This is a genomic window from Variovorax sp. FW305-3-2-15-B-LB1 (assembly GCF_058787635.1).
In genome coordinates this window covers 1-24,443 of sequence record NZ_JBYSZY010000051.1, presented here as the reverse complement: position 1 = coordinate 24,443, position 24,443 = coordinate 1, and the positions used below count along the sequence as shown (strand labels likewise).

Here is a 24,443-nt window from a genome sequence, read left to right as displayed (position 1 = left end):
TGATTTCCTTTGTGGAGAGAGCGAGAGAAAAAAGAGAGAGAACGGGCAGAGGAGCTCAGGGAATCTGGCTCCAGCGCTGGTTGGCCCCGCCATGGCAGGCGTAGGTGGACAGCGCCGTGCCCTGCGTGGTGGTCGAGCCGGGCACATCGAGGCACGCGCCGGAAGACACCCGGTTGCGCAGCGTCGCCCCGACCACGCTCCACTGCGTGGCCGCGCCCGCCGTGCACGCCAGCTGCACCACCGGGCCGCCACCGGCGTTGGTGTTGCCCTGCGCCAGGCACAGGCCGCTGTGCTTCGCGACGAACTGGCTGTAGCCGCCGCTGCTGTTGACGGTGAAGGTCTCGTTGGCGCCGTTGCCGCAGGCCCACTGCACCACCGTGGCGCCGCTGGCCGTCGAGCCGCCCGACACGTTGACGCACAGGTTGTTGCTCTCCGAGCGGATGCGCGTGTCGATCGCCGGTGCGGTGTCGAACGACTTCACGTACTCGCCGAGTGCCAGCAGGTCGGCCGCCGGCAGGCCCGAGGCATTGCCGTGGCCGCCCGCGAGCACGTCCTGCAGCGTGGCCTTCTGGCCGTTGTGGAAGAAGCTCGGGTTGCTCCAGGTGCCGTAGAGCGTCGGGGTGTCGAAGCCCACGCCGGCCAGCGGCTGGTTGCTGCCCTTGCCCGACGAGAGCTGGATCGTGCCCACGTCGTGCCGCAGACCGTCGCGCAGGCTGCCGGCCGTGTGGCAGGTCGCGCACTGGGCCGTGTTGAACACGGTCTGGCCGCGCACCGCGTCCACGCTGAGGTTGCCGTCCGCCGCGCGGGCCGGGCTGCGCATGTACTTGTTCAGCGAGTTCAGGTAGGCCGCGAGATCGTCGAGTTGCGCGTTGCGGCCGGCCTTGGGCACGCCGAGCGGGTCGCCCGTGGCCGAGAAGTCGGCGTTGGTCAGGAAGCCCGTGCCGCCGAACTCGTTGCGGATGTCGTGCTCGAAGTCCTGCACCTCGTCGAAGTTGGCGGTCCAGTGCAGTTTGCCGTGGCCCGTGCCGCGACGGCCCTGCAGGCTGATGGTGCGGCGCAGGCCCTCGCCGCGCTGCGTGAAGTCCCACACCATGCCGTCGTCGCTGCCATCGGCATGGCAGCTCGCGCAGGACATGTAGTTGTTCATGCTCATGCGCCGGTCGGACGCGTTGTAGAACACCTGCTTGCCGCGCAGTGCCGCGGCGGCCATCGGCTCCTGCGCGACCGTGGTGATGTTCTGCAGGAAGGCCGGGGCGGCCGACTCCGAGGACAGCACCTGCGCCACGTCGTGCACCGACACCGAGCGCGCCAGGAAGTTGTTCACGTACAGCCGCTTGCGCGCCGCATCGAGGTACAGGCCGTGCGGCGCGCTGCTGGCGTTGATCTCGCCGCGCACCGAGCGGTTGTAGGCATCGACGATGGCGATGCGGTTGCCTTCCATCTGCGCCACGAAGATGTAGTCGCCGGCCGGCGAGTACAGCGCGGCGCGCGCGGGGGCGCGGTCGTTGAAGTCGAGCTGTTCGCTGAACACTTCCGCGGCCGTCTGCAGGTTCACCTGCGACAGGATGGAGCGCACGGTCTTGTCATGCTCCAGCGGCAGGCCGTCGCGGAAGGTGCCGCGCACGATGTTGTCCTTCTTCGAAGGCAGCAGCGCACGCGCACCATCGGGCGAGATCACCACCTGGCTCAGGTAGTTGGGCACGCCGCGCGAGGCGGCCTCGGTGTCGACCGTGGTCGTGTCGACCGCCAGCGCGATCGGCGTGGCGGCGCTGAAGCTCTGCAGGTTCACCTTGTGCAGCTGGCCGCCCGTCATCTTCGACTTGAAGCGCGTCACGTAGGCCGATTGCGAGTTCGCATCGACCGCGATGCCGCGCACCGCGCCTTCCAGGGCGAGCGTGCCGGTGGCGGCGCCGGTGGTCGGGTCGAAGCTGACCAGGGCCGACTTGCTTTCCAGCGTCAGCAGGCCCTTGGTGCCGTTGGGCGTGAAGACGACGCCGTACGGGCCGCTGCCGTAGGCCAGTGGCACGGTGGTCGACAGCGTGCCGTCGGCGGCGTTGAGCGCCACCAGCTTGTCCTCGCCCTGCACCGTGACCCAGATGCGGCCGTCGGGGCCCACGGCCAGCGTCTTCGGCTCATCGCCCACGCGCACTTCCCAGCGCTTGGCGAAGGTCTGCGCGTCGATGGCGGCCACCGTGCCGCTGTCGGGGTTCACCGAATACACCGCGTTCGCATCGCCCGCGATGTTGGTCGTGTGCGTCGGCGCCGCCGCCGTGACGGGTGCGATCACCGTGAGGTTGTAGGTGTAGAAGGTCTCCTGGCCGTTCGCGGCCTTCACCGTCAGCGTCACGGTGTAGTGGCCGGGGCTGCTGTAGGTGTGCGTGACGCCGGGCTGCGAGGCGTACGCGCTCTGCGTGCCGTCGCCGAAGTTCCAGCGGAACTGCGCGCCGGTGGCACCGAGCGTGGCCGGGTTGAAGTTCAGCTGGCCGTTGACGATCTTCGGTGCGCCCACGATGCCGGGATCGCCGATCACGGCCTGCGCCCGCAGCGCCGCCACGTCGGTGTCGCCGAGCACGCGGCCGTACACGCGCACTTCGGCCAGCGTGCCCTTGAAGAGCGCCGCATTGCCCTGGATCTGCCCCAGCAGCTGGAACTTGGTCGACAGGCCCTTGGTGCCGGTCGGCCCGGTCGAGGTGGTCTTCACGCCATCGACGTACACCGCCTGCGCACCCGAGGCCGCATCGCGCGTGAGCACGACGTGGTGCCAGTTGCCGTCGTTCACGGCGCTTTGCGAGCGCGTGCCTGCGTGGTCGCCCACCGACAGCTTGATGTTGCCGGTGCTGTCGAGCCAGCCCCAGAACACGTCGTCGACGCCCGGCGACTGGTCGCGCCCGAAGATGCCGGGCGCGGTCCACGAGTTCGCAGCGCCGGCCTGCGTGGTCTTCATGTAGAAGCTCAGCGACGCCGTACCGCCCAGCGTGGTGGACACGCTGTCGTTCTTCAGCTGCACGCCCGCGGTGCGATTGGCGAAGTTCAGGCCGATGCTCTCGAAGGCATCGCCGGTGGCGGGGGTGCCGTTGTTGGCGCTGATCTGGTCACCGAGGTTGCCCGTCAGCGCCCAGTGGTGCATCAGGTTGATATCGTTGGCGTTGCCGGTGTTGAAGGTGGAGCGGTAGTCGGCCGCAATGGCATTGCCCGCATAGTCCTTCAGGCCGTTGGCGGGCAGGAACACTTCATAGCTCGTGCCCGGCTGCAGCGGCTGCGCGGGGTGGAAATTGACGATGCCCAATTGCACGCTGTAGGTGCCCGCGAGCGTGTTGCCGCCGACCGGGCGCACGATGAAGGTGTTGGCGTTCACGCTCTCCGGGCGGATGCTGTCGGTCATGCCCAGGCCGATGCGCGAGGTGAGCGCCTGTTGCTTCGCACCGTTCACGGGCGAGACCTGCTTCACTTCGGGCTTGGTGGTGTCGGGGTCCACCGCATGCACGATGAAGCCGCTGCCCGAGCCGTGGTCGTTGCCGACGTAGATCAGGTTGCCGAACGGCGACACCTGGCCATGGTCGGAGCTCGAGAAATCGGGATGCGTCGTTGCGAACAGTCCGCCGCGCCCGACTTCGACGTGGTTGAGCGGGTTGCTCACATCGACCTTGTGGATGTAGTTCTGCGCGCCCTGGAACACGTAGTTGTCCTGCGTGCTGCAGTACAGCTGCTGGTTGATCACCAGCCGGTTGTCCTCTGCCACGAAGCGCGACCGGTCGCTCAGGTCGTAGCCGTACATCTTGCCGCCGCTCTCCTGTGCGGAGGCGTAGACCTTCTTGCCGTCGAAGCAGGTGGAATAGTAGCTGGCGGTGGACCCGGAGACGGTGTCGAGCACCTTGGGATTCAGCGGGTCCGAGATGTCCAGGCTGGCGAAGCCGCTGGTGTTGGTCATGGACGTCAGCACCATGTGGTTGCCCATGGTGAAGATCGGCCCCACGCGAAAGCCGCCGAGCTCGCCCGTCGGTATCGGGTTGGGCTTGCCGGCGCCGCGGTTCGCGAGCACTGCGTTCGCGGGGTCTGCGGCGTCGATGACGAACACGCCCTGCTCCGCCGCCGCCACGTACAGGTAGGGCGCCTGCCACCACAGCTGCCAGCTCACGTTGTTGTAGTCGCCCTTGTTGACGTTGGGCAGCACCAGCTTCTTCACTTGCTTGACGTCGTTGATGTCGGTGAAGTCCCAGAACTCCACGCCGAAGACGCTGGGCACGGCGACGTACTGCTTGCCGCCGATGCTGGCGATGCCGATGGAATGCGGCTCCCTCAGTTCCTTGGTGCGGCCGTCCGGCTCGTAGATGCGCTTGACGAGCCGCAGGTTGCGCGGATCGGAGACGTCATACAGCAGGAAGCCCCCGGGGCCCAGGCCGCCGTCGGGCGTGAACGTCGTCAGGAAGTAGCCATTGATCATGAGGCCCACGTTCTGGCCGTAGTGGTACTTCGTGTACCCGGCGGTGGGGTGCGTCACGCTGCCCCCGGGGATCTTCGGCACGTCGGCGCCGGTGCCGGCTCCGACGCCGGTGTCGACCTCCTCCTTGATCATCGAGATGGGCTTGAACAGCTCGGCCTGCGTGTAGGTCAGGTTGCCCAGTCCGGGTCCTTGCAGCGGCAAGGGATCGGCCACCAGGTCAGCGGCCGCGGAGGCCATGCTGGTGGCGGCCTTCCTGATCGTGTCGAGGGGGTTCACCCCGGTGATCGCCGCATGCGTCAGCAACGCACAGCCGAACAGAAAACCTACCGCAAGAACTTTCTTGGTGCTCATTTTCATCCTCGCAAATTCGATCGGACGCCATCTTTCGGTGGGAAAAGATTCGACCGGAATCTAGCAGCGGATGCGTGCGCGAACGGCATTGAATTTCGAAGGGAGGGTTCGAATATTTAGATCATTGCTCAGGGTAAATGGTGATGTTTTGGCATAGGTTGTGCTTCAAAGTTCGGGCCTGAAAAAAGTGAATTCATTGCCCACCGATCGCCCATGAAGGAACACCCCATGTCTCACGCCGGTCTTGTTGTCCAGCGCCTGCCTCGTCTGTCCAAGCGCAGCCTGCTGGGCGCTTCGCTGCTCGCGATGCTGTGCACCACGCTGCCCCACCATGAAGCGCATGCGCAAAGCCAGCGCAACTTCGCCACGCTGGCGATGGTGGCCGAGCCGCAGACGCTCGACCCGATGGCCTCCACGGCCGACCTGGTCGGAACCATCATGCAGCACGTGTACGAGACGCTGTACACCTTCGACGCCAAGTGGAACGTGGTGCCGATGCTGGCCGAGGGCATGCCGAAGATCTCGGCCGACGGCAAGACCTACGCCATCACGCTGCGCAAGGGCGTGATGCTGCACAACGGGCGCGAGCTCACCGCCGACGACGTGGTGGCCAGCCTGCAGCGCTGGATGGACCAGTCGCCGCGCGGCAAGGCCGTGGGCAAGGAAATCGAGAGCCTCAAGGCCAAGGGTCCGCTGGGCGTGGAGATCGTGCTGAAGGCGCCGTATGCGCCGCTGCTGTCGCAGCTGGCGCTGCCCAGCAATGGCACCGCCGCGATGATGGCCAAGGAATCGATGGCCTCGCCGCTGAAGGACTTCGTCGGCACCGGCCCCTACAAGTTCAAGGAGCGCCGTCCCGACCAGTTCGTGCTGCTCACGCGCTTCGACAAGTACAGCGCACGCAAGGAAGCCGCGAGCGGCTATGGCGGCAAGCGCGAAGCGGTCATCGAAGAACTGCGTTTCGTGCCCGTGCCCAACGCCAGCACGCGCGTCGAAGGTGCACTCGCGGGCCAGTACGACTTTGCCGACCTGCTGCCGGTAGAAGCGCTGCCGCGCCTGGAGAAGGCCAGTGGCAAGACGCTGCCGATCATCACGCCCGCTTTCGGCTTTCCGCTGGTGGTCTTCAACACCAAGGAAGGCCCGCTCGCCAGCCAGGCCGTGCGCCAGGCCCTGCAGACGGCGATGGGCCAGGGCGAGATGCTCGCGGCCGGCTTCGGCGACACGCGCTTCTTCATCGCGGAAGCGAACCACTTCCCCAAGAGTTCGCCGTTCTACTCGGCGGCGGGCACCGACCAGTACAACCAGCGCAACGCCACCAAGGCCAAGGACGCCGCCGCCAAGGCCGGCTACAAGGGCGAGCCCATCCGCGTTCTGACCAGTCGCCAGTATGACTTCCACTACAACATGTCGCTCTTGATGGCCGAGCAGCTCAAGCGCGCCGGCTTCAAGGTCGACCTCAACGTGGTCGACTGGGCCACGCTCACCCAGCGCCGCAACGACCCGCGGCTGTGGGAAATCTTCATCACCCATTCGGGGCTGTTCCCCGAGCCCATGCTGTCGCCACCTCAACTGGGCGACGGTGCACCCGGCTGGTGGGACTCGCCCGCCAAGAAGGCCTCGCTCAGTGCGTTCAACACCGAGAGCGACCCAGCCAAGCGCGGCGCGCTGTGGGGCAAGGTGCAGCAGGTGGTGTACGACGAGGTGCCCTACATCAGCGTCGGCAAGTTCAACGCCCTCTCGGCCAAGAGCCCGGCACTGGACAACTACCAACCCACGAACTGGCCCTTCTTCTGGAATGTGAAGATCAAGTAGGAGACGCGCTTGTTCCGTTTCATTGCCTCGCGCTTCGCCGGCATGCTCATCGTGCTGTCCCTGGTGGCCGTGCTGGTCTTCGTGCTCACGCGCGCCGCCTCGGGCGACCCCATCTCGGTGCTGCTGGGCGACCAGGCCACCGCCGCCGACATCGCCCGCGTGCAGAAGGACTACGGCCTGGATAAACCGCTGCCCGTGCAGTTCGGCTACTGGCTGCGCGAAGTGCTGCAGGGCAACCTGGGCACCTCGATCTTCCTGCAACGCCCGGTCACGCAAGCGCTGTGGGAGCGCGCCGAGCCCACCACCTTGCTCGCGCTGCTGGCCGTGGCCATCGCGGCGCTCATCGGCGTGCCCTGCGGCATCGTCTCGGCGGTGTTTCGCGGCCGTGTGGTCGACCAGTTCTTCACCGGCATCGCGATGCTGGGCGCCAGCATCCCCAGCTTCTGGCTGGGCATCGTGCTGATCCAGATCTTCGCGGTGTCCTTCGGGTGGTTCCCGGTGTCGGGCTACGGCGCGCCCGATGCGCCCTTCGCCGAGCGACTGCACGCGCTGGTTCTGCCCGCCACCGTGCTGGGCCTGCTGAACTCCGCACTCATCATCCGCTTCACGCGCGCCTCGATGCTCGACGTGCTCGGCGAAGACTACGTGCGCACCGCGCGTTCCAAGGGCCTGAGCGAGAAGGTCGTCGTCTTGAAGCACGCGCTGCGCAACGCGCTGGTGCCCATCGTCACCGTGATCGGGCTGACGGTCGCACTCATGATCGGCGGCGCCGTCATCACCGAGACCGTGTTCGGCCTGCCCGGCGTGGGCAACCTCGTGGTCAACGCCGTGCTGCGGCGCGACTACCCGGTCATCCAGGGGGCGCTGCTCGTGATTGCCGCGATCTATGTGCTCATCAATTTCTCGATCGACCTGCTGTATGCCGTCGTCGATCCGCGCGTGAAGGTCTGAACGATGCGCATGCCTCGAATGCTCCGCCAGCTGATGCACCGCCGCATCGTGATGGTGTCCGCCCTGGTGCTGCTGGTGATTGCCGTGCTCGCGATTGGTGCGCCGCTGTTCGCGTCGGCCGACCCCAACGACACGGCCGTGCTGCAGCGTCTGAAGGCGCCCAGCGCCGAACACCTGCTGGGCACCGACGAACTCGGGCGCGACATGTATGCGCGCATCGTGCACGGTGCCCGTTACTCGCTGGCCATCGCCGCGCTCACCGCCTTGGGCGCGGTCATCGCCGGCACCGTGCTGGGCTTGATGGCCGGGTTCTTCCGTCGCCTCGACGCACCTTTGATGCGCGTGGTCGACGCCATGATGTCCTTCCCCGACATCCTGCTGGCCATCGCGCTGGTGGCCATCCTCGGACCTTCTCTGATGAACACCGTGCTCGCGCTGGTGCTGGTCTATACGCCGCGTGTCGCACGGGTGGTGCGGGCCTCGACGCTGGTCGTGCGCGAACTGCTGTTCGTGGAGGCCGTGCGCGCACTGGGCGTGCGCACCTCGCGCATCCTGTGGCGCCACATCCTGCCGAACCTGATGTCGCCGATCCTCGTGCAGGTGTCGTTCATCTTTGCGTACGCGATCCTGGCCGAAGCCGGCCTGTCGTTCCTCGGCGTGGGCGTGCCGCCCGAGATCCCGACCTGGGGCACCATGGTTGCGGGCAGCCAGCAGTACGCGCACCAGGCCTTCTGGGTCGTGCTGTTCCCGGGCCTGGCGATCATCTTCACGGCGCTGTCGCTGCAGCTGCTGGGCGACGGTGTGCGCGACCTGCTCGACCCCAAGCTCAAGAAGACCTCGTGATGCAAAAAGTCAACCAGACCCCACGGCTCACGGTCACCAACCTGAGCACCAGCTTCCCCACTGAAGACGGATTGATCCGTTCGGTGGCCGATGTGAGCTTTGCCATCCAGCCGGGCAAGACCACCGCACTGGTGGGCGAGTCGGGCTCGGGCAAGTCGGTCACCAGCCTCACGCTGATGCGCCTCTTGCCCAAGACCGCCAATGCGCAGGTCAGCGGATCGGCTTCCTTCGTCACCCGCGAAGGCAAGACGCTGGACCTGCTGCAGATCGGCGAGCGTGAGATGCGCTCGCTGCGCGGCAACCAGCTGTCGATGATCTTCCAGGAGCCGATGACGAGCCTGAACCCGGTGTTCACCATCGGCGAGCAGATCGCCGAGAGCGTGCGCCTGCACAAGGGGCTGGACCGCAAGGCGGCCTTGGCCCATGCGCTGCGCATGCTGGAGCTGGTGGAGATTCCCGCTGCCGCCCAACGCATCCACGAGTACCCGCACCAGCTCTCGGGCGGCATGCGCCAGCGCGTGATGATCGCGCTGGCCATGGCCTGCGACCCGACGCTGCTGATCGCCGATGAGCCCACCACGGCGCTGGACGTGACCATCCAGGCGCAGATCCTGGAGCTGATGCGCCGGCTGCAGGCCGAGACGGGCATGAGCATCCTGTTCATCACGCACAACCTGGGCGTGGTGGCGCACCATGCCGACGACGTGGTGGTCATGTACTCGGGCCGCGTGGTCGAGCGTGCACCGGTGCGCCCGCTTTTCGCGCAGCCCGAGCATCCGTACACGCAGGGCTTGTTGGCCTGCCTGCCGGGCAAGGCGCGGGTTCCTGGGCAGCCCAAGCCCAAGCGGCTGTTCGCCATTCGCGGCCAGGTGTCGAGCCCGCTGGCGCCGCCGCCGGGTTGTGCCTTCGAGCCGCGCTGCGACCAGGCGCTGGCGAGCTGCAAGGACGCGATGCCGCCGCTGATCGACATCCGCCAGGACCGCCAGGCGCGCTGTGTGCGCGTGCAGCCCGACCAACCGCTCGCGAGGGCTGCATGATGACCACCGCTGTTTCTTCTTCCTCTCCCCTCATAGAAGTCCGCGGGCTTAAAAAATACTTCGGCAGCAGCGAGCGCCCCGTGCGCGCGGTCGACGACGTGTCCTTCGCAATCCAGCCCGGCGAGACCCTCGGCCTGGTCGGCGAATCGGGCTCGGGCAAGAGCACCATCGGGCGCACCGTGCTGCGCCTGGTCGAGCGCACCGAGGGCCATGTGCTGTACCGCGGCGACGACATCGGCGAGCTCTCGGGCGAGCGCATGCGCAAGCTGCGCAGCAAGCTGCAGATCATCTTCCAGGACCCGTACGCCAGCCTGAACCCGAAGATGCGCATCAGCGCCATCCTGGGCGAGGCGCTGTCCACGCACGGCCTGCACAAAGGCGCCGCCGCGCGTGACAAGCGCATCGCCGAGCTGCTGGAGACCGTGGGCCTGCGCCCCGAGCATGCGAGCCGCTTCCCGCACGAGTTCTCGGGCGGCCAGCGACAGCGCATCGGCGTGGCGCGCGCGCTGGCCGTGGAGCCCGAGTTCATCGTGGCCGACGAGCCGCTGTCGGCGCTCGACGTGTCGATTCAATCGCAGGTCATCAACCTGCTGGCCGACCTGCGCGAGCGCCTGGGCCTGACGATGCTCTTCATCTCGCACGACCTTGATGTGGTCGAGTACCTGTGCGACCGCGTGGTGGTGCTGTACCTGGGCAAAGTGATGGAAGTGGCCACCACCGAGGAGCTGTTCGCGAACCCCTCGCACCCCTACACCCAGGCGCTGCTGGCTGCGAGCCCGAAGCCTGATCCCGAGATGGCGACCGAGCGCATCGCACTGAAGGGCGACATTCCCAGCCCGATCTCGCCGCCCTCGGGCTGCGTGTTCCGCACGCGCTGCCCGCATGCCATCGAGGCCTGTGCGCAGACGGTACCCAGCCTGGATGAGATTTCCCCCGCACACTACAGCGCCTGCATCCGCAAAGAACTGCTCTCCCACATCGCCGTTGCACGACCATGACCGACATTTCTTCCTCGACACACGATTTCATCGACCCGCTGCTGAGCGACCGTTTCAAGGGCTACCCGCGCACCCAGCCGCCGCGCCTGCGCAGCGAGGTCGGCGCCGCCGGCTGGAACGTGCTGGCCGGCGACCTGCCGCTGCCGCTGGCCGTGCTCAAGCGCGAGGCGCTCGAACACAACCTCGCGTGGATGCAGTCGCGCGTGCGCGAATGGGGCATCGACCTCGCACCGCACGGCAAGACCACCATGTCGCCGCAGCTGTTCCAGCGCCAGCTCGACGCCGGCGCCTGGGGCCTGACCTTTGCCACCGTCACGCAGCTGGCCGTGGGCGTGGCCGCCGGCGCGCGCCGCACGCTGATCGCCAACCAGGTCGTGAGCGACGAAGACCTCGCGGGCATCCAGCTGCTGCTGGCCGACCATGCGGACCTGCGTGTGGTGTTCCTGGTCGATTCGATCGCGCAACTGGCGCTGATCGAAGACTGGTCGAAGCGCCATCCCGCCAGCGTGCCCTTCGAGGTGATGCTCGAGATCGGCATCGACGGCGGACGCACCGGTTGCCGCACGCACGAGGAAGCGGTTACCGTGGCCAGCGCGGTGCGTGCCAGCAGCGCCGCGAAGCTGGTGGGCATCGAGAGCTACGAAGGCCTGAATGCCACCGGGTCCACCGAACAGGACGCCGCCTTCGCCAAGGCTCTGATGGACCGGATCGAAGCCGTCGCGCGTCATTGCGACACGCAGCAGCTGTTCGAGACCGACGAGGTGCTGGTCTCGGCCGGCGGCTCGGCCATCTTCGACCTCGTTGCCGGGCGCCTGAAGCCTGCATTGGGTGCGCCGGTGCGCGGCCTGCTGCGCTCGGGCTGCTACGTGACGCACGACCATGGCTTCTACAAGCGCATGGTGAATGTGGCGGATGAGCGCATGGGTTGCGAGTGCGGCGAAGGGCTGACGCCGGCGATGGAGGTCTGGGCCAACGTGCAGTCGAGGCCCGAGCCCGGCCTGGCGATCCTTTCAGTCGGCAAGCGCGACGTCTCTTTCGACATGTCGATGCCCATTCCCATTGCGCTCGCAGCACGCGGTGCATTGCAGTCGCACGCTGTGCCCACCAGCTGGAAAGTCACGGCACTGAACGACCAGCACGCCTACCTGCGCTGGGACGCGAACGACGAAGCGCAAGCCCCGGTCGTCGGCGACCGCGTGGGCCTGGGCATCTCGCACCCCTGCACCACCTTCGACAAGTGGCACTGGATGCCCGTGGTCGAGAACGACTACCGCGTGAGCGATGCGGTCGTGATCCATTTCTGAGCAAGGCAACGCATCCCTCCATGAACACACAGAAGAACAGCGCGACGCTGCTCGAAGGCGGCCTCGTGGTCGACGGCTCGGGCGGCCCCTCGTGGCCCGGCGACGTGCTGCTGCAGGGCGATCGCATCCTGGCGCTGGGCGAAGGCCTGCGCACGCGGCTGCCTGCAGGGTTGAACATCGCCGACGTCGACGTGGTCGACTGCCGCGGCAAGGTGATCGCGCCCGGCTTCATCGACGCGCACACGCACGACGACGCCATCGTGCTGCGCGATCCGCTGTGCCTGCCCAAGGTGTCGCAGGGCATCACGACCGTGGTCACGGGCAACTGCGGCATCTCGCTCGCGCCGTACCGCACGCCGCAGTCGAAACCACCACTCACGCTGCTGGGTGCGGACTCGTTCCAGCACGCGACCATGGCCGAATACCGCGCCGCGGTCGATGCGACGCAGCCTGCGCTCAATGTGGCCGCGCTGGTCGGTCACACCACGCTGCGCTTCGCGGCCATGCAGACGCTCGACCGCCCGGCGAACGGCGATGAACTGGCACACATGGCCGCACTGCTCGACGACTGCATGGCTTCGGGCGCGCACGGCCTGTCGTCGGGTCTGTTCTACGAAGAAGCCTTTGGCGCGCCGGCCGAGGAAGTCACCGCGCTCGCGCGCGTCGTGGCGCGCCACGGCGGCGTGTACGCCACGCACCTGCGCAGCGAAATGCAGCAGATCATCGAAGCGATGCACGAGGCTGGCGACTCGGCGTTCGAGGCCGGCGTGCCCTTGATCATCTCGCACCACAAGTGCGCAAGCCCGGCCAACTGGGGCCGCACGAAGGAGACGCTGCCGCTGATCGACGCCCTGTCGCAGCGCCAGGAGATCGCGATGGATGTCTATCCCTACGTGGCCGGCTCCACCGTGCTGCGCGAGGACATGGTGGATGGCGTCATCGACGTGCTGCTGACCTGGTCCGAGCCCCACCCGGAGATGACCGGGCGCCTCATCGCCGACATCGCGCGCGAGTGGGGCACCACCGAGAAGGAGGCCAGCCTGCGCCTGAAGCCCGGCGGTGCGTGCTATTTCCTGATGCAGGAAGAAGACGTGGAGCGCGTCATCGCGCATCCGCGCAGCATGATCGGCAGCGACGGCCTGCCGCACGACCGCCATCCGCATCCGCGCCTGTGGGGTGCGTTCCCGCGCGTGTTTGCGCGCTACTGGCGCCAGCGCAAGCTCTTCACGCTGGAGCAGGCGGTGCACAAGATGACGGGCATGACGGCGCGCAATTTGCGCATCGCGGACCGCGGCCTGCTGCGCGTCGGCACCATGGCCGACGTGGTGGTGTTCGACCCCGAGACCATCACCGACACCGCGACCTACGACCAGCCGCTGGGCGTGAGCGAAGGGATCGAACGCGTGTTCGTGAACGGCGTGCTCGCGTACCGCGGTGCGAACGAGGCGCGCGTGCTCGCGCGCGCAGGGCGCATGCTGACACGGCAGCCACGCGCCGCGAACTGAGCGTCGCCGCGCCCCTTCCCCGCCATCCCGTAGAGTGCACGCATGATCGAATCCACCACCCTTCGGTACTTCTACGAGGTCGCGGCCTTCGGCTCCGTGCGCGTGGCGGCGGAAAAGCTCTTCGTGGCCCAGAGCGCCGTGAGCCGGCAGATCGCGCTGCTGGAAGACGAACTGGGCGTGCCCGTCTTCGAGCGCCACGCGCGCGGCATGGCGCTGACCGCGGCCGGCGAACTGCTGCTTCGCTATGCGCAGGACAACAAGACGCAGCTGGCCGACCTGAAGGGCCAGATCCACGAGTACGAGACGCTGGCCAAGGGCCATGTGCGGGTGGGCTGCGTGGAAGGCATCCTGCACGGCCTGCTCACCAGCTTCATGCCGAGCTTCATCCGCACGCACCCGGGCATCACCTTCTCGCTCGATCTCATGGGCTCACATGCGGTGGGCGAGTCGGTGGCGGAGCACAAGTACGACCTGGGCATTTTGTTCGGCGCCTCGCCGCGCCCCGACCTCATCGAGCTGCAGAAGATCGAGCAGCCGCTGTGCGTGATCGCCTCGACGCAGCATCCCCTGGCACAACAGCGCAGCTGCACGCTCGCGGAAGTCGCCGACGCGCCGCTGGCGTTGCCCGACCGCTCCTTCGGCCTGCGCCAGCTGGTCGACCGCGTCAGCTCCAAGGGCAAGTTCAAGCTGAACATCGCGGTCGAGACGAATTCGCTGTCCTTCGCGAGCCGGCTGGTCGCGGAGTCGGACCTCATCACCTTCCAGCCGAGCGACGTGGTCGCGCCGCTGATCGAGGCCGGCAAGGTGGTGGCCATTCCGCTCACCGATGCGTCGCTGCGCTCGGCACGCGCCACGCTGGTCGCGAGCTATTCCCGGCGGCTGTCGCTCGCGGCCAATCACCTGTCGCAGTCGCTGATCGCCTACATGCAGGGGTGGCAGCGGCCCGTGAAGCCGGGGCGCGCCACCGCCGCTCGCACGCCCGCCAGGGGAAAGCCGGAGTAGTCCCCGCGCGCGGGATCGTCGGCATCGAAGGGCTCAACCCGGCAGCGTGACCGTGATCATCTTGATCTCGGTCATCGCCTCCAGCGTGTGCATGCCGCCCAGCCGGCCGATGCCGCTCTTCTTGCCGCAGCCGCCGCCGAAGGGCAGGTGGATTTCCCACCAGGTGGTGCCCGCGTTGATGTTGACGATGCCGGCGGGAATCGCCTTGGCCATGGCGATGCCGCGGCCGATGTCTTGGGTGAAGACGCCCACCGAGAGGCCGTAGTCGTTCTGCAGGGCCATCTCTAAGGCCTGCGCTTCGTCCTGGAAGGCGATGACCGGCACGACGGGGCCGAAGGTTTCTTCGCGGCACAGCCGCATGTCGGGCGTGACGTCGCGCACCACGGTGGGCTCGAAGAAGAGATCGCTGCCCAGGTCCGGCCGCGCCCGGCCGCCGCACAGCACGCGTGCACCCTGTTCAACGGCATCGTCCACATGCGCGCGCACCTTGGCCGCCACCTGGGCGTTGTTGAGCGGCCCCATGGTCGTGGCGGGACGCAAGGGATCGCCCAGCACCTGCTCGGCGGCCTTGGCGACCAGCTTGTCGCAGAGGCGGTCCACCACGCTGGCATGGGCCAGCACGCACCCTGTCGCCGCGCACACCTGCCCGGCATTGAAGAACGCGCCGCCTGCCGCTGCAGCGGCAGCCGCATCGAGGTCGGCGTCCTCGAAAACGATCAGGGGCCCATTGCCTCCGAGCTCGAGCAGCAAGGGCTTTCCGGCGCCTCGCTCGGCGATGCGCTGGCCCGTCGCGGTGCTGCCGGTGAAGGCGATGGCGGTCACGTCCGGGTGCACCACCACCGCATCGCCCACGGTCGCGCCCTCGCCGATCACCAGGTTGAGAACGCCGGCGGGCAGGCCGGCCTTTTCGATGACGGCCATCAGCGCGCAGGCCACGAGCGCGGTGGACGGCGCGGGCACCCAGACGAGGGTGTTGCCGGTGGCGATGCCAGGGGCGAGGTACTCCACCGGGATGTTGACCGGGAAGTTCCAGGGCGTGATGACGCCATACACGCCGCGCGGCTGCCGCAGGGTCATGACGAGCTTGCCCGGGTCTTCCGCCGGCAGCGTCTTGCCGCCCATCTGCTTGACGAGTTCGGCGGCGAGCCGAAAGCCGTCGGCGGCCTTGGCGACCTCGCCCAACGCCTCGGCCAGGACCTTGCCCTGCTCGCACGACAGCGTGTGCGCGAGCGCCTCGCGCGCGGCATCGATCCCGGCCGCGATCGCCATGCACATCGCGGCGCGCTTGAACACGGGCGTGGCGGCCCACGCGGTGGCCGCGGCCTTGGCGGCGGCCACCGCCTCGTCCGCCGTCTCGCGGCCCGAACGGGGCACGGTGGCGAGGGTGTCGCCGTTGGCCGGGTTGACCACCGGCAGAGTGTCGGCGGTGGTCGACCAGCGCCCGCCGATGAAATTGCCCGTTTCGACTTTGGGCATACGGTTGCTGCTCATCGCTTAGCCGTACGAATACGCGATCGACGCGGCGTGGCGCGGGCCTTCGCTGCCGCCGGCACGCGAATCCACGCTGGACGCGGACGGCCTGTAACCGGCCGGCGCCGGGGCTGCGACACCCACATGGCGCTCGGTCTGCGCGTCGAAGCAATGGGTCGATGCGGCCTCGCGGACCTGCAGGTGCACGAGGTCACCGGGCTTGAGGGCCACGCGATCGTGCACGGAGACGCACCAGGGCGTCTCGCTGCCCGCCACGGTGCCGTAGATCTGCGTCTTGTCGCCCGTCGACTCCGTGAGGATCACGCGCAACGCCAGGCCTTCCGGGGCCAGCTGCAGGTGCTCGGGCCGCAGCCCCAGCAGTACGTGCTGTCCATCGGCCAGCAGCGGCGTGCACCCGGAAGTCGGCAGGTCCCAGGCCTGCCCGTCAGGCAGCGCGAGCCAGGTGCGGCCGTGTGCGCGATGCACCTGCCCCTGCGTGAAGTTCATGGCGGGCGAGCCGATGAAGCCCGCCACGAAGCGGTTGACCGGGCGGTCGTAGAGCTCGAGCGGCGCGCCGACCTGCTCCACCCGGCCCGCGCGCATCACGACGATGCGGTCGGCCATGGTCATGGCTTCCACCTGGTCGTGCGTGACGTAGACCATGGTGTTGCCCAGGCGCTGGTGCAGGGCCTTGATCTCGGCGCGCATCTGCACGCGCAACTGCGCATCCAGGTTGGACAGCGGCTCGTCGAAGAGGAACAGCGCGGGCTCGCGCACCACGGCGCGGCCCATGGCGACGCGCTGGCGCTGTCCGCCCGAGAGCGCGCGCGGCAGGCGGTCCAGGTAGGGCGTGAGGTTGAGCAGGCCGGCGGCCTTTTCGATGCGCGGGCGGAAGTCGCTTTCGGCCTCGCCGCGCGTGCGCGGGCCGAAGGCGATGTTCTCGTAGACCGACAGGTGCGGGTAGAGCGCATAGCTCTGGAACACCATCGAGATGTTGCGCTTTTGCGGCGACAGGTCGTTGGCGCGTGCGCCGCCGATGCGCAGCTCGCCGCCGCTGATGGGCTCCAGCCCCGCGATCATGCGCAGCAGCGTCGACTTGCCGCAGCCCGAGGGGCCGACGAGCACGACGAACTCGCCGTGGGCAATGTCCAGGTCGATGCCGTGCACGACGGGCACGCCGGCGAAATCCTTGCGCAGTTGCTTGAGTTGAACCTGAGCCATGGGGTCTCCTTGTCTTTATGGAAATGAATCGCTGGCTCAGTAGTCTTCGACCGTGATCTCGCGGGCCATGGGCAGGATGCCCGCCATGAGGCCCGCGTCCACCGGCAATGCCACGCCCGTGATGACGCGCGCGGCGGGCGACGCCAGGAAGAGCACGGCATCGGCCACGTCGTCGGGTGTCGCGAAGTCGCCCAGGGGGTACCACTTCTTCAGTTGCTCGAACACCTGCGGGTTCTTGTCGGCCCGCGCCTGCCAGGCGGGCGTCTTGACGGTGCCCGGCAGCACGATGTTGGCGCGGATGCCGTAGGCGCCCAGCTCCATGGCAAGCGAGCGGGTGTAGCTGACCAAAGCGGCCTTGGCCGCGCTGTAGGCCGGGTGGCCGAGCGTGGTCAGCGCGTTGACCGAGCCGATGAGCACCAGCTGCCCACTGCGACGCTCGACCATGGCGTGGCGCACCGCCTCCACGCAATGGAACGCGCCATTCAGGTTGAGCTGGATGTCGGCCTGCCAGTCCTGCGGCGTGGTCTTGCGCACCGTCGGCCCGCGCGCAGCGCCCACGTTCGACACCAGCACATCCACCGGGCCGACAGCCGCAACGGCCGTGGCCACCTTGTCGCACAGGCCTGCGCAGTCGGTGACGTCCGCCACCAAGGGATGCAGCCGCGCCAGATCGTCAGCACTCACGCCCTGCCCGGCCAACACGGCCGCCAGGCCTTCCAGTGCACCCGCGTCGTGGTCCAGCGCGATCAGCCGGTCGCCCGCCTGCAGCACGCGGCGGCACAGGGCCTGGCCGATGCCGCCCGCGGCGCCCGTGACCAGCGTCACGCGCCGGGACGGCGCGTGGGGATGAACCGAAGACGGAGTCGAAATTGATGTGTCCACGCAATGCGCCCTGTGAATTGCCAATACCTCTCCCGACCGGGCGGCAATGAATTACCGCGCGCAATTCGAGCTCGAATTTTGAAGCGTACAGGAGGCAACGGGAATTTGGCCTTCAATATTTCGCAGGCAGGGTTCTGTTTTTTAGAAATCGAGGGTTAGCTCTATCTATGGCGCCATTCGGCCGGCTCGTAAGATAAAAAAGCGCAATCATTGATCGCAGCAGATCCCGACGTGTATTCAATTAATTTTCAATCACTTCACGAGGAATTAAATATGAAAAACCGAAATACAACTCTATTGGCCAGCGCAATTCTTCTGGGTCTTTCCTCCCTCACGGCCCAGGCGGGAAATATCCGCATCGCCATGTCCAGCTACAGCGACAACACGCGCCCCTGGCTGGAGGCGCTGGCCCGGGACTACGAAAAGGCCAACCCGGGAGACAAGGTCAAGGTCGAGGTGGGAAGCTGGGAGAACATGCAGCAGAAACTGCAGGCGGAAATCGCCAGCAACAACCCGCCCGACCTGGCCCACGTCGCGACCCGCTGGGTGGGCGATTTCGTGAACGACGGCCTGGTGGAGCCGGTCGACAATTACGCCAATGCGGCGTTCAAGGACCAATTCATTCCGGCATTCCTGAAAGCCGGCAATATCAATGGCAAGCCTTATGCGCTGCCTATTGCGGCCAGCGTGCGCGCGATGTTCTATAACAAGGACATGCTGAGCAAGGCGGGCTTTCCCAATGGCCCCAAGACCTGGGACGACGTGATTGCCGCCGCGAAAAAGATCAAGGCCACGGGGGCCTACGGCTATGGCATCCAGGGCAAGGACCTGGATACCGACACTTATTTCTACTACGCGCTGTGGAGCATGGGCGGCGACGTGCTGGATGCGGGCAACAAGGCCGCCTTCAATTCGCCGACCGGCGTGAAAGCCGCCACGCTCTACAAAAGCATGATCGACCAGGGCCTGACCGAGCCCGGCGTGGCCGGCAACACGCGCTACGACCTGCACAACCTGTTCAAGCAGGGGCGTTTGGGCATGGTCATTTCGCTGCCGCCGCTGGCCAAGGAAATCGCCAAGGACGCGCCGCAACTGAAGTACGGCATCACCGGCGTGCCCAATGGCGGCAAGGACATCACCTTCGGCGTGACCGATTCGATCATGATGTTCAAGACCTCGAAGAACAAGGAAACCGCCCAGAAATTCCTGAATTTCATGTTCTCGAAAACCGCGCGGCTGAAGTTCGACCAGGGCGAAGGCTTCATGCCGGTGACGCGCGAGGTGGCCAACGACCCCGTGTTCAAGGACGACCCGGTGCTCTCCGAGTTCGTGACCCTGCTGCCCAACGCGCGCTTCGCCCCGCTGGTCGCCGGCTGGGAAGACTCGGCGCAGGCCGTCACCAACGCGCTGCAGGCCATCTACCAGGGCAAGGCGGAACCGAAGGCGGCGCTGGACAAGGCCGCGGCCGAAGCCAACACCAAGCTCAACAAGAAGTAAGCCAGCAAGCCTCGGGGCGCAGCCGCCGGGCTGCGCCAGCTTTTCGCGTGTCGCACCACGTCTATTCCGATCGAATTGCCCTATGCAGAATCCCGTTCGAGGCCCTGCCCTGGCTTGGGGGCTGATTGCGCCGAGCCTGTTGCTCACCCTCTTCATCCTGGCCTACCCGCTGTCCACCCTGGTGTTCCAGTCGGTGCACGACATCTCGCGCTTCGGCCTGCTGCGGGCCTTCAACGGCCTGGACAACTTTCGCACCGTGTTCACCGATCCGGTGTTCGCCCATGTGGTGTGGCGCACGGTGCAATGGACGGTGTGCGTGGTCGGCGGCGCGGTGCTGTGCGCTGTGCCGATCGCGCTCATCCTGCAGCAGGATTTCTATGGCCGGGGCGTGGCGCGCACGATCGTGATGCTGCCCTGGGCGGTGTCGCTGACCATGACGGCCATCGTCTGGACCTGGTCCTTCAACGGCCAGTACGGCATGGTCAATGCGAGCCTCGCGATGGTCGGGATCATCCGGGAGCCGATCAACTGGCTGGCCGATGGACAGCTCGCGTTCTGGGTCGAAGTGGGCGTGGGCATCCTGGTGTCCATTCCCTTCACCGTCACCATCTTCCTGGGCGGCCTGTCGTCGGTGTCGCAGGACATCTACGAGGCGGCCGGCATCGAAGGCGCGTCGCGCTGGCAGCAGTTTCGCCGGCTCACGCTGCCACTGCTCAAGCCCTTCATCCACATGGCGATCGTGCTGAACGTGATCTACGTCTTCAACTCGTTCCCCATCATCTGGATCATGACGCAGGGCGGGCCGGACAACGCCACGCACATCCTCGTCACCTGGCTGTACCAGCTGGGCTTCCGCTTGGGCCGCCCCGGCGAGGCAGCCGCCATTTCGCTCGTGATGCTGGCCTTGCTGCTGGCCTTCACCGTGTTCTACCTGCGCCTGCAAAAGCGCCAGTCCGCGAAGGCCGCCGCATGATCCGCCCCGACAAACTCGTGCGCAGCCTCTGGTGCTGGCTGCTGCTCGCGCCGCTGGTGGCCGTGGTCGTCTTTCCGCTCGCGGTGATGTTCTTCACGGCGCTCAAGCCGGCGTCCGAGATCTACGTCTATCCGGCGCGCTGGCTGCCGCAGCAGTGGCAGTGGAGCAACTTCTCCGCCATGTGGACCCAGACCGGGTTCGGGCGCGCGCTGCTGAACAGCCTGCTGGTGTCGCTCTCTGCGACGGTGCTGACGATTGCCGTGAGCGTGCCTTCCGCCTATGCGTTGGCGCGCCTGAAATTTCGCGGCCAGGGCGGCTACCGGCAGTTTTTGCTCATCACCCAGATGATCTCGCCCGTGCTGCTGGTGGTGGGCCTGTTCAAGATGGCGGCCAGCCTGCCCTGGTTCGAGGGCGGCAACATGACCGACTCGCGCCTGTCCGTGGTGGTGGCCTATGGCGCCTTCGGCATTGCCTTTGCCGTCTGGATGATGACCTCCTACTTCGAGACCATTCCGCGCGACCTGGAGGAGTCGGCCTGGCTCGAGGGATCGGGCCCGGTGCGCACGGTCTGCAAGGTGTTCCTGCCGCTGGCGCTGCCGGCCATGGCGGTCACGGCACTGGTCACCTTCGTCAATGCCTGGAACGAGTTCGCGGTGGTCTACACGCTGATCCGCTCCACGGAGAAGCAGACGCTGACCGTGCTCGTCACCAACATGGTCGCGGGCCAGTACGTGGTGCAGTGGGAGCTGGTGATGGCCGCCGCCATCTGCGCCGTGGTCCCGGTCGCCATTTTGTTTGCGTGGATGCAGCGCTACATGGTGCAGGGCTTGACCGCGGGCTCGGTCAAATAGCGACCGCAGCGGCATCACAGCCCGCTGCTACCCGCTGCGCCCTCCCCCTTCGAATAATGCGGCGACGGCCGGCGCGCACCCTGCGCCGGCCGGTTTCGCACCACCTCATCCGAAGGAGACAAACCCGATGGCTCGCAAGATCCTGATGCTCTGCGGCGACTACGCCGAAGACTACGAAACCATGGTGCCGTTCCAGACCCTGCTGGCCGTCGGCCACACCGTGCATGCGGTGGCGCCCGACAAGAAGGCCGGCGACTGGGTGCACACCGCCATCCACGACTTCGAGGGCGCGCAGACCTACAGCGAGAAGCCGGGCCACCGCTTCACGCTGAACGCAACCTTCGACGAGGTGCGTCCCGAGGCCTACGACGCGCTCGTGATCCCCGGCGGCCGCGCGCCCGAGTACCTGCGCATGCACAGCCGCGTGGTGGAGATCGCGCGCCACTTCCTGGCGACCGACAAGCCGGTGGCCGCCGTCTGCCACGGCGCGCAGCTGCTCGCGGCCACGGGCCTCATCAAGGGCCGCAAGGTGTCGGCCTACCCAGCCTGCCAGGTCGAGGTGGAACTGGCCGGCGCCGAGTACATGGGCATCCCGGTCGACCAGGCCGTGACCGACCGCAACCTCGTCACGGCACCGGCCTGGCCGGCGCATCCGGCGTGGCTGTCGCAGTTCCTCGTGGTGCTGGGCACGCGCATCGAACACTGACCTGAACGGATGGACGCGGGCGGCGCTACAGTGCCGCGTCGCCCCGATTCACCCGCCTCTCGAGGAGATGGCCCATGTGCGAAGTCTTCATCAGCGCCGATCCGCAAAGCTACGACGCGCGCACGCGCTCGGTGCGGCTGCACGGCGTGGTCACCAGCATCCGGCTCGAGAACCTGTTCTGGCAGGTGCTCGAAGAGATCGCGCAGCGCGACGGCATGGCCGTGGTGCAGCTCATCGAGCGGCTGTACGACGAGCTGGTGGCGGCGCGCGGCGAGGTCGGCAACTTCGCGTCGTTCCTGCGCGTGTGCGCGCTGCGCTACGAGGCGATGGTGGCGCAGGGGCGGATTCCAGCCGACACCTCGGTCGCGATCCGCTCGCTCGACGCGAACGCCGTGCTGCATGAACTGCCGCAGGGTTGGGGGCGGCCATCACCTGCGCAGCAGCCGGGAGAGGCCCGCGTGCACACGCTCCACGCCGGCGTGCGGCGGCATGCGTAGACGCCGCCCGACGCACGAGCTCACCAGCGCATCTTCACGCCGACGCTCGCGTTGACCCCGCTCTTGATGCGCGAGTCGCCGCCGGAGCCCGCCCACAGCTTGCCCAGCTCCACATACACGCTCGTGTTCTCGGCCACCTGCAGCGTGGCCCCCGCCGCCAGCTCGGTGCTGCTGCCGCCGGTGCGCGTCGCGATGTCGGTGAAGCCCGCTGGACCGACGAAGCGGGTGACGTCGGTGCCGCGGCTGCTGCGGTGGAAATTGACCCGCACATAGGGCTGCAGCACCCCGGCGCTGGTGACGAACTCGCCCTTCACGCGCAGGCCGGCGCGTGCCCGCCAGCCGTTGTGGCTGTTCTGCTGCACGAGCGCGCCGGAGATGCCCGTGTCGCCCAGGCTCACCCGCTGGTGCACCAATTGCACCTGCGGCTCGAGGGTCCAGTTCTGCGCGATGGGAATCGACTGCCCCACCTCGATGGACGCCAGCAGGCTGTTGCCCTTGCCGCCCCGGGAGAAGCCCAGCGTGGGCCTGGCGGTGTAGCGGTGGCGCCCGGCCTGCAGCACGCCGTCGACGTACACGCCGCTGGCGTGCTTCCAGGTGGCATAGGCGCCCAGGTACTCGCTCTTCTGGTTGTTGGTGCCCACGCCGAGGTTCGCCAGGCCGCTGGCAAAGCCGTTCACGCGCATGTCGCCGTCGAGCTGGCCGACGTACACGCCCGCGTGCCAGTCGGGGTTGGCCCACAGGTCGGTGCCGGCCTGGAAGCCCGTGAGGCGCCCCTTGCTCGTGGGGCTCACGGTGCCGCCCTGCGCGATGGTGCGCTCGGTGCTGATGATGCGCCCCCACGCCTCGCGGTAGCCCTGCGTGGGCTTGGCCGGGTTTGCGCCCGCTACAAGGTCCTCACCCATGCGCAGGCGCCTGTTGCCGAGCATCGCGAAGCTGGACTGGCGCAGCTGCTCGGGCAGCGCGGCGTACAGCGGCACTTCGGCGCGGTAGGTGGGCACGGCGAGCACGGGCACGACGCCGGTGCCGCCAGTGCCCGAGCCGCCACCGCCACCGCCGGCCGGCGGCGTGACGGGCGGGACAGGCGTCACGGGCGTGACCGGCGCGGCGGTCGAGCGCAGGTACCAGTTCTCGCCCGCGCCGGCGGCATCGGCCGCATGCAGCCGGTACTCGTAGGCGCCCGCATCGACGTGCGTGCCGGCCAGCACGAACGCGCTCTTGGTCGTCTGCGCGGTGGTGGTCGCGCCGTTGAGGGCGCTGATCACCTCGATGCCGTTGCCGGTGGTGAGCGCGCCGAGGCCGCCCAGGTTGGTGATCTGCACATTCGTCGTGCCGCTGGCGACGGCGGTGGCGCCGCTCAGGACGAGCCGGTCGCTCGCGCTCGCGCTGCCGCCCAGCGCGGTCCCCAGCCGCAGCGTGCCGCCGTTGCCCACCCACGGGCCGTTGACGGTGAGCGTGGTGCCCGGCACCGCGCCCACCAGCGAGACGGTGCCGCTGTGGGCCATCGACGCGAGGGTCTGGCTGTTGCCGGCCAGGTCGAGCGTCGCGCCGGTGGCCACCGTGAAGGGACTCGCGCTGCTGAGCACGTTGGCGGCGCCGGCGCGCAGGGTGCCCGCCGCGATGTTGGTGGCGCCCGAGTGGGTGTCGGCACCGCTCAGCGTCAGCACGCCCGCGCCGATCTTCACGAGATCGCTGGCGCCGGAGATCGCGCCGGTCCACGTCAGGGCGTTCCCGTTGGTGTCGATGGTGCCCGTGCCGCCCAGCAGCAAGGCGTTGCTGACGGTGAGGCCGCCGGCGCCCGCGATGACGCTGGCGGTGGCGCCCGCGCCGATGGAAATCGCGCCCGTCATCGACGAGCCGGTGTTCAGCGTGAGGCTGTTGGTGCCGCCCGTGAATGCGACCGCCGCAGCGCGCGTGACGCCGTCGCCGCCCAGGCCGCCCGAGATGGTTCCGCCGTTGGTCAACGCGAGGTTCGCGCCCGTCACCCCGACGCCGCCCACGCCGTTGGCACCGCCCGGGCCGCCGTTGCTGTTGGCCCCGCCAGCGCCGCCCGCCCCACCGGCGATGGTGCCGGTGTTGGTGACGGTTGCGCCCGCGCCGGTCGATGC

General features: G+C 67.7%; 18 protein-coding genes. 13 read left to right on the top strand and 5 right to left on the bottom strand.

Annotation, left to right across the window (positions count from 1 at the left end; genetic code table 11):
• Nucleotides 1–55: 55 nt before the first annotated feature.
• A complete protein-coding gene (locus tag AC3WQR_RS24775) occupies nucleotides 56–4,792 on the bottom strand; it encodes an Ig-like domain-containing protein (protein WP_492744311.1) in 4,737 nt (1,578 codons plus the stop codon).
• A gap of 228 nt (nucleotides 4,793–5,020) precedes the next feature.
• Here AC3WQR_RS24775 and AC3WQR_RS24770 point away from each other — a divergent pair, with 228 nt between their 5' ends.
• Genes AC3WQR_RS24770 through AC3WQR_RS24735 form a run of 8 tightly spaced genes read left to right on the top strand, consistent with a single transcriptional unit; the run spans nucleotide 5,021 to nucleotide 14,241 of the window.
• Nucleotides 5,021–6,601 (top strand): ABC transporter substrate-binding protein, encoded by a 1,581-nt coding sequence (locus tag AC3WQR_RS24770; protein WP_492744309.1) that lies wholly within the window; start codon nucleotides 5,021–5,023, stop codon nucleotides 6,599–6,601.
• Between the two features lie 9 nt (nucleotides 6,602–6,610).
• On the top strand, nucleotides 6,611–7,552 hold the full coding sequence (locus AC3WQR_RS24765; RefSeq protein WP_307589323.1) for an ABC transporter permease: 942 nt from the start codon (nucleotides 6,611–6,613) through the stop codon (nucleotides 7,550–7,552).
• Between the two features lie 3 nt (nucleotides 7,553–7,555).
• Entirely contained in the window at nucleotides 7,556–8,395 is an 840-nt protein-coding gene (locus tag AC3WQR_RS24760) for an ABC transporter permease (protein WP_492744306.1), read from the top strand.
• Nucleotides 8,395–9,432, top strand: a complete 1,038-nt coding sequence (locus AC3WQR_RS24755; RefSeq protein WP_492744304.1) for an ABC transporter ATP-binding protein — start codon at nucleotides 8,395–8,397, stop codon at nucleotides 9,430–9,432. Before AC3WQR_RS24760 ends, AC3WQR_RS24755 begins: the two co-directional genes overlap by 1 nt.
• Complete coding sequence (locus AC3WQR_RS24750; RefSeq protein WP_492744347.1) at nucleotides 9,432–10,430, top strand: ABC transporter ATP-binding protein; 999 nt, start codon at nucleotides 9,432–9,434, stop codon at nucleotides 10,428–10,430. Before AC3WQR_RS24755 ends, AC3WQR_RS24750 begins: the two co-directional genes overlap by 1 nt.
• Nucleotides 10,427–11,734, top strand: a complete 1,308-nt coding sequence (locus tag AC3WQR_RS24745) for an amino acid deaminase (RefSeq protein WP_492744302.1) — start codon at nucleotides 10,427–10,429, stop codon at nucleotides 11,732–11,734. The genes AC3WQR_RS24750 and AC3WQR_RS24745 overlap by 4 nt, the downstream gene beginning before the upstream one ends.
• Nucleotides 11,735–11,754: 20 nt before the next feature.
• Nucleotides 11,755–13,239 carry an N-acyl-D-amino-acid deacylase family protein gene (locus tag AC3WQR_RS24740; RefSeq protein WP_492744299.1) on the top strand — a complete coding sequence of 495 codons (1,485 nt, stop codon included), beginning with the start codon at nucleotides 11,755–11,757 and terminating at the stop codon, nucleotides 13,237–13,239.
• A 42-nt stretch (nucleotides 13,240–13,281) separates the two neighbouring features.
• On the top strand, nucleotides 13,282–14,241 hold the full coding sequence (locus tag AC3WQR_RS24735) for a LysR family transcriptional regulator (RefSeq protein ID WP_062481526.1): 960 nt from the start codon (nucleotides 13,282–13,284) through the stop codon (nucleotides 14,239–14,241).
• 33 nt (nucleotides 14,242–14,274) lie between these two features.
• On the opposite strand, the gene AC3WQR_RS24730 is transcribed toward AC3WQR_RS24735, so the two are convergent.
• Genes AC3WQR_RS24730 through AC3WQR_RS24720 form a run of 3 tightly spaced genes read right to left on the bottom strand, consistent with a single transcriptional unit; the run spans nucleotide 14,275 to nucleotide 17,757 of the window.
• The gene (locus AC3WQR_RS24730) at nucleotides 14,275–15,717 is read right to left on the bottom strand and encodes an aldehyde dehydrogenase family protein (protein ID WP_492744297.1); all 1,443 of its coding nucleotides are present in this window, start codon (nucleotides 15,715–15,717) and stop codon (nucleotides 14,275–14,277) included.
• Between the two features lie 18 nt (nucleotides 15,718–15,735).
• A complete protein-coding gene (locus AC3WQR_RS24725) occupies nucleotides 15,736–16,932 on the bottom strand; it encodes an ABC transporter ATP-binding protein (protein WP_492730969.1) in 1,197 nt (398 codons plus the stop codon).
• Between the two features lie 36 nt (nucleotides 16,933–16,968).
• Entirely contained in the window at nucleotides 16,969–17,757 is a 789-nt protein-coding gene (locus tag AC3WQR_RS24720; protein ID WP_370681988.1) for an SDR family oxidoreductase, read from the bottom strand.
• A gap of 330 nt (nucleotides 17,758–18,087) precedes the next feature.
• Between AC3WQR_RS24720 and AC3WQR_RS24715 the strand changes: the two genes are divergently transcribed.
• From AC3WQR_RS24715 to AC3WQR_RS24695, 5 genes are all read left to right on the top strand, one after another.
• Nucleotides 18,088–19,311: an ABC transporter substrate-binding protein gene (locus AC3WQR_RS24715; RefSeq protein WP_447747021.1), complete on the top strand. Its 1,224-nt coding sequence runs from the start codon at nucleotides 18,088–18,090 to the stop codon at nucleotides 19,309–19,311.
• An 82-nt stretch (nucleotides 19,312–19,393) separates the two neighbouring features.
• Nucleotides 19,394–20,284 carry a carbohydrate ABC transporter permease gene (locus tag AC3WQR_RS24710; RefSeq protein WP_062481532.1) on the top strand — a complete coding sequence of 297 codons (891 nt, stop codon included), beginning with the start codon at nucleotides 19,394–19,396 and terminating at the stop codon, nucleotides 20,282–20,284.
• Nucleotides 20,281–21,135 carry a carbohydrate ABC transporter permease gene (locus AC3WQR_RS24705; protein ID WP_095948089.1) on the top strand — a complete coding sequence of 285 codons (855 nt, stop codon included), beginning with the start codon at nucleotides 20,281–20,283 and terminating at the stop codon, nucleotides 21,133–21,135. Before AC3WQR_RS24710 ends, AC3WQR_RS24705 begins: the two co-directional genes overlap by 4 nt.
• 127 nt (nucleotides 21,136–21,262) lie before the next feature.
• Nucleotides 21,263–21,841, top strand: a complete 579-nt coding sequence (locus AC3WQR_RS24700) for a DJ-1/PfpI family protein (RefSeq protein WP_159272943.1) — start codon at nucleotides 21,263–21,265, stop codon at nucleotides 21,839–21,841.
• 74 nt (nucleotides 21,842–21,915) lie between these two features.
• Nucleotides 21,916–22,338, top strand: a complete 423-nt coding sequence (locus tag AC3WQR_RS24695; protein WP_307696991.1) for a ribbon-helix-helix domain-containing protein — start codon at nucleotides 21,916–21,918, stop codon at nucleotides 22,336–22,338.
• A gap of 20 nt (nucleotides 22,339–22,358) precedes the next feature.
• On the opposite strand, the gene AC3WQR_RS24690 is transcribed toward AC3WQR_RS24695, so the two are convergent.
• Nucleotides 22,359–24,443, bottom strand: a 2,085-nt coding sequence (locus AC3WQR_RS24690) for an autotransporter family protein (RefSeq protein ID WP_492744292.1), incomplete at its 5' end; no start/stop codon positions are given.

Coding starts and splice junctions, on each gene's coding strand:
- AC3WQR_RS24775 (WP_492744311.1), bottom strand. CDS start 4,792: ATGAGCACCAAGAAAGTTCTTGCGGTAGGTTTTCTGTTCGGCTGTGCG.
- AC3WQR_RS24770 (WP_492744309.1), top strand. CDS start 5,021: ATGTCTCACGCCGGTCTTGTTGTCCAGCGCCTGCCTCGTCTGTCCAAG.
- AC3WQR_RS24760 (WP_492744306.1), top strand. CDS start 7,556: ATGCGCATGCCTCGAATGCTCCGCCAGCTGATGCACCGCCGCATCGTG.
- AC3WQR_RS24755 (WP_492744304.1), top strand. CDS start 8,395: ATGCAAAAAGTCAACCAGACCCCACGGCTCACGGTCACCAACCTGAGC.
- AC3WQR_RS24750 (WP_492744347.1), top strand. CDS start 9,432: ATGACCACCGCTGTTTCTTCTTCCTCTCCCCTCATAGAAGTCCGCGGG.
- AC3WQR_RS24745 (WP_492744302.1), top strand. CDS start 10,427: ATGACCGACATTTCTTCCTCGACACACGATTTCATCGACCCGCTGCTG.
- AC3WQR_RS24740 (WP_492744299.1), top strand. CDS start 11,755: ATGAACACACAGAAGAACAGCGCGACGCTGCTCGAAGGCGGCCTCGTG.
- AC3WQR_RS24735 (WP_062481526.1), top strand. CDS start 13,282: ATGATCGAATCCACCACCCTTCGGTACTTCTACGAGGTCGCGGCCTTC.
- AC3WQR_RS24730 (WP_492744297.1), bottom strand. CDS start 15,717: ATGCCCAAAGTCGAAACGGGCAATTTCATCGGCGGGCGCTGGTCGACC.
- AC3WQR_RS24725 (WP_492730969.1), bottom strand. CDS start 16,932: ATGGCTCAGGTTCAACTCAAGCAACTGCGCAAGGATTTCGCCGGCGTG.
- AC3WQR_RS24715 (WP_447747021.1), top strand. CDS start 18,088: ATGAAAAACCGAAATACAACTCTATTGGCCAGCGCAATTCTTCTGGGT.
- AC3WQR_RS24710 (WP_062481532.1), top strand. CDS start 19,394: ATGCAGAATCCCGTTCGAGGCCCTGCCCTGGCTTGGGGGCTGATTGCG.
- AC3WQR_RS24705 (WP_095948089.1), top strand. CDS start 20,281: ATGATCCGCCCCGACAAACTCGTGCGCAGCCTCTGGTGCTGGCTGCTG.
- AC3WQR_RS24700 (WP_159272943.1), top strand. CDS start 21,263: ATGGCTCGCAAGATCCTGATGCTCTGCGGCGACTACGCCGAAGACTAC.
- AC3WQR_RS24695 (WP_307696991.1), top strand. CDS start 21,916: ATGTGCGAAGTCTTCATCAGCGCCGATCCGCAAAGCTACGACGCGCGC.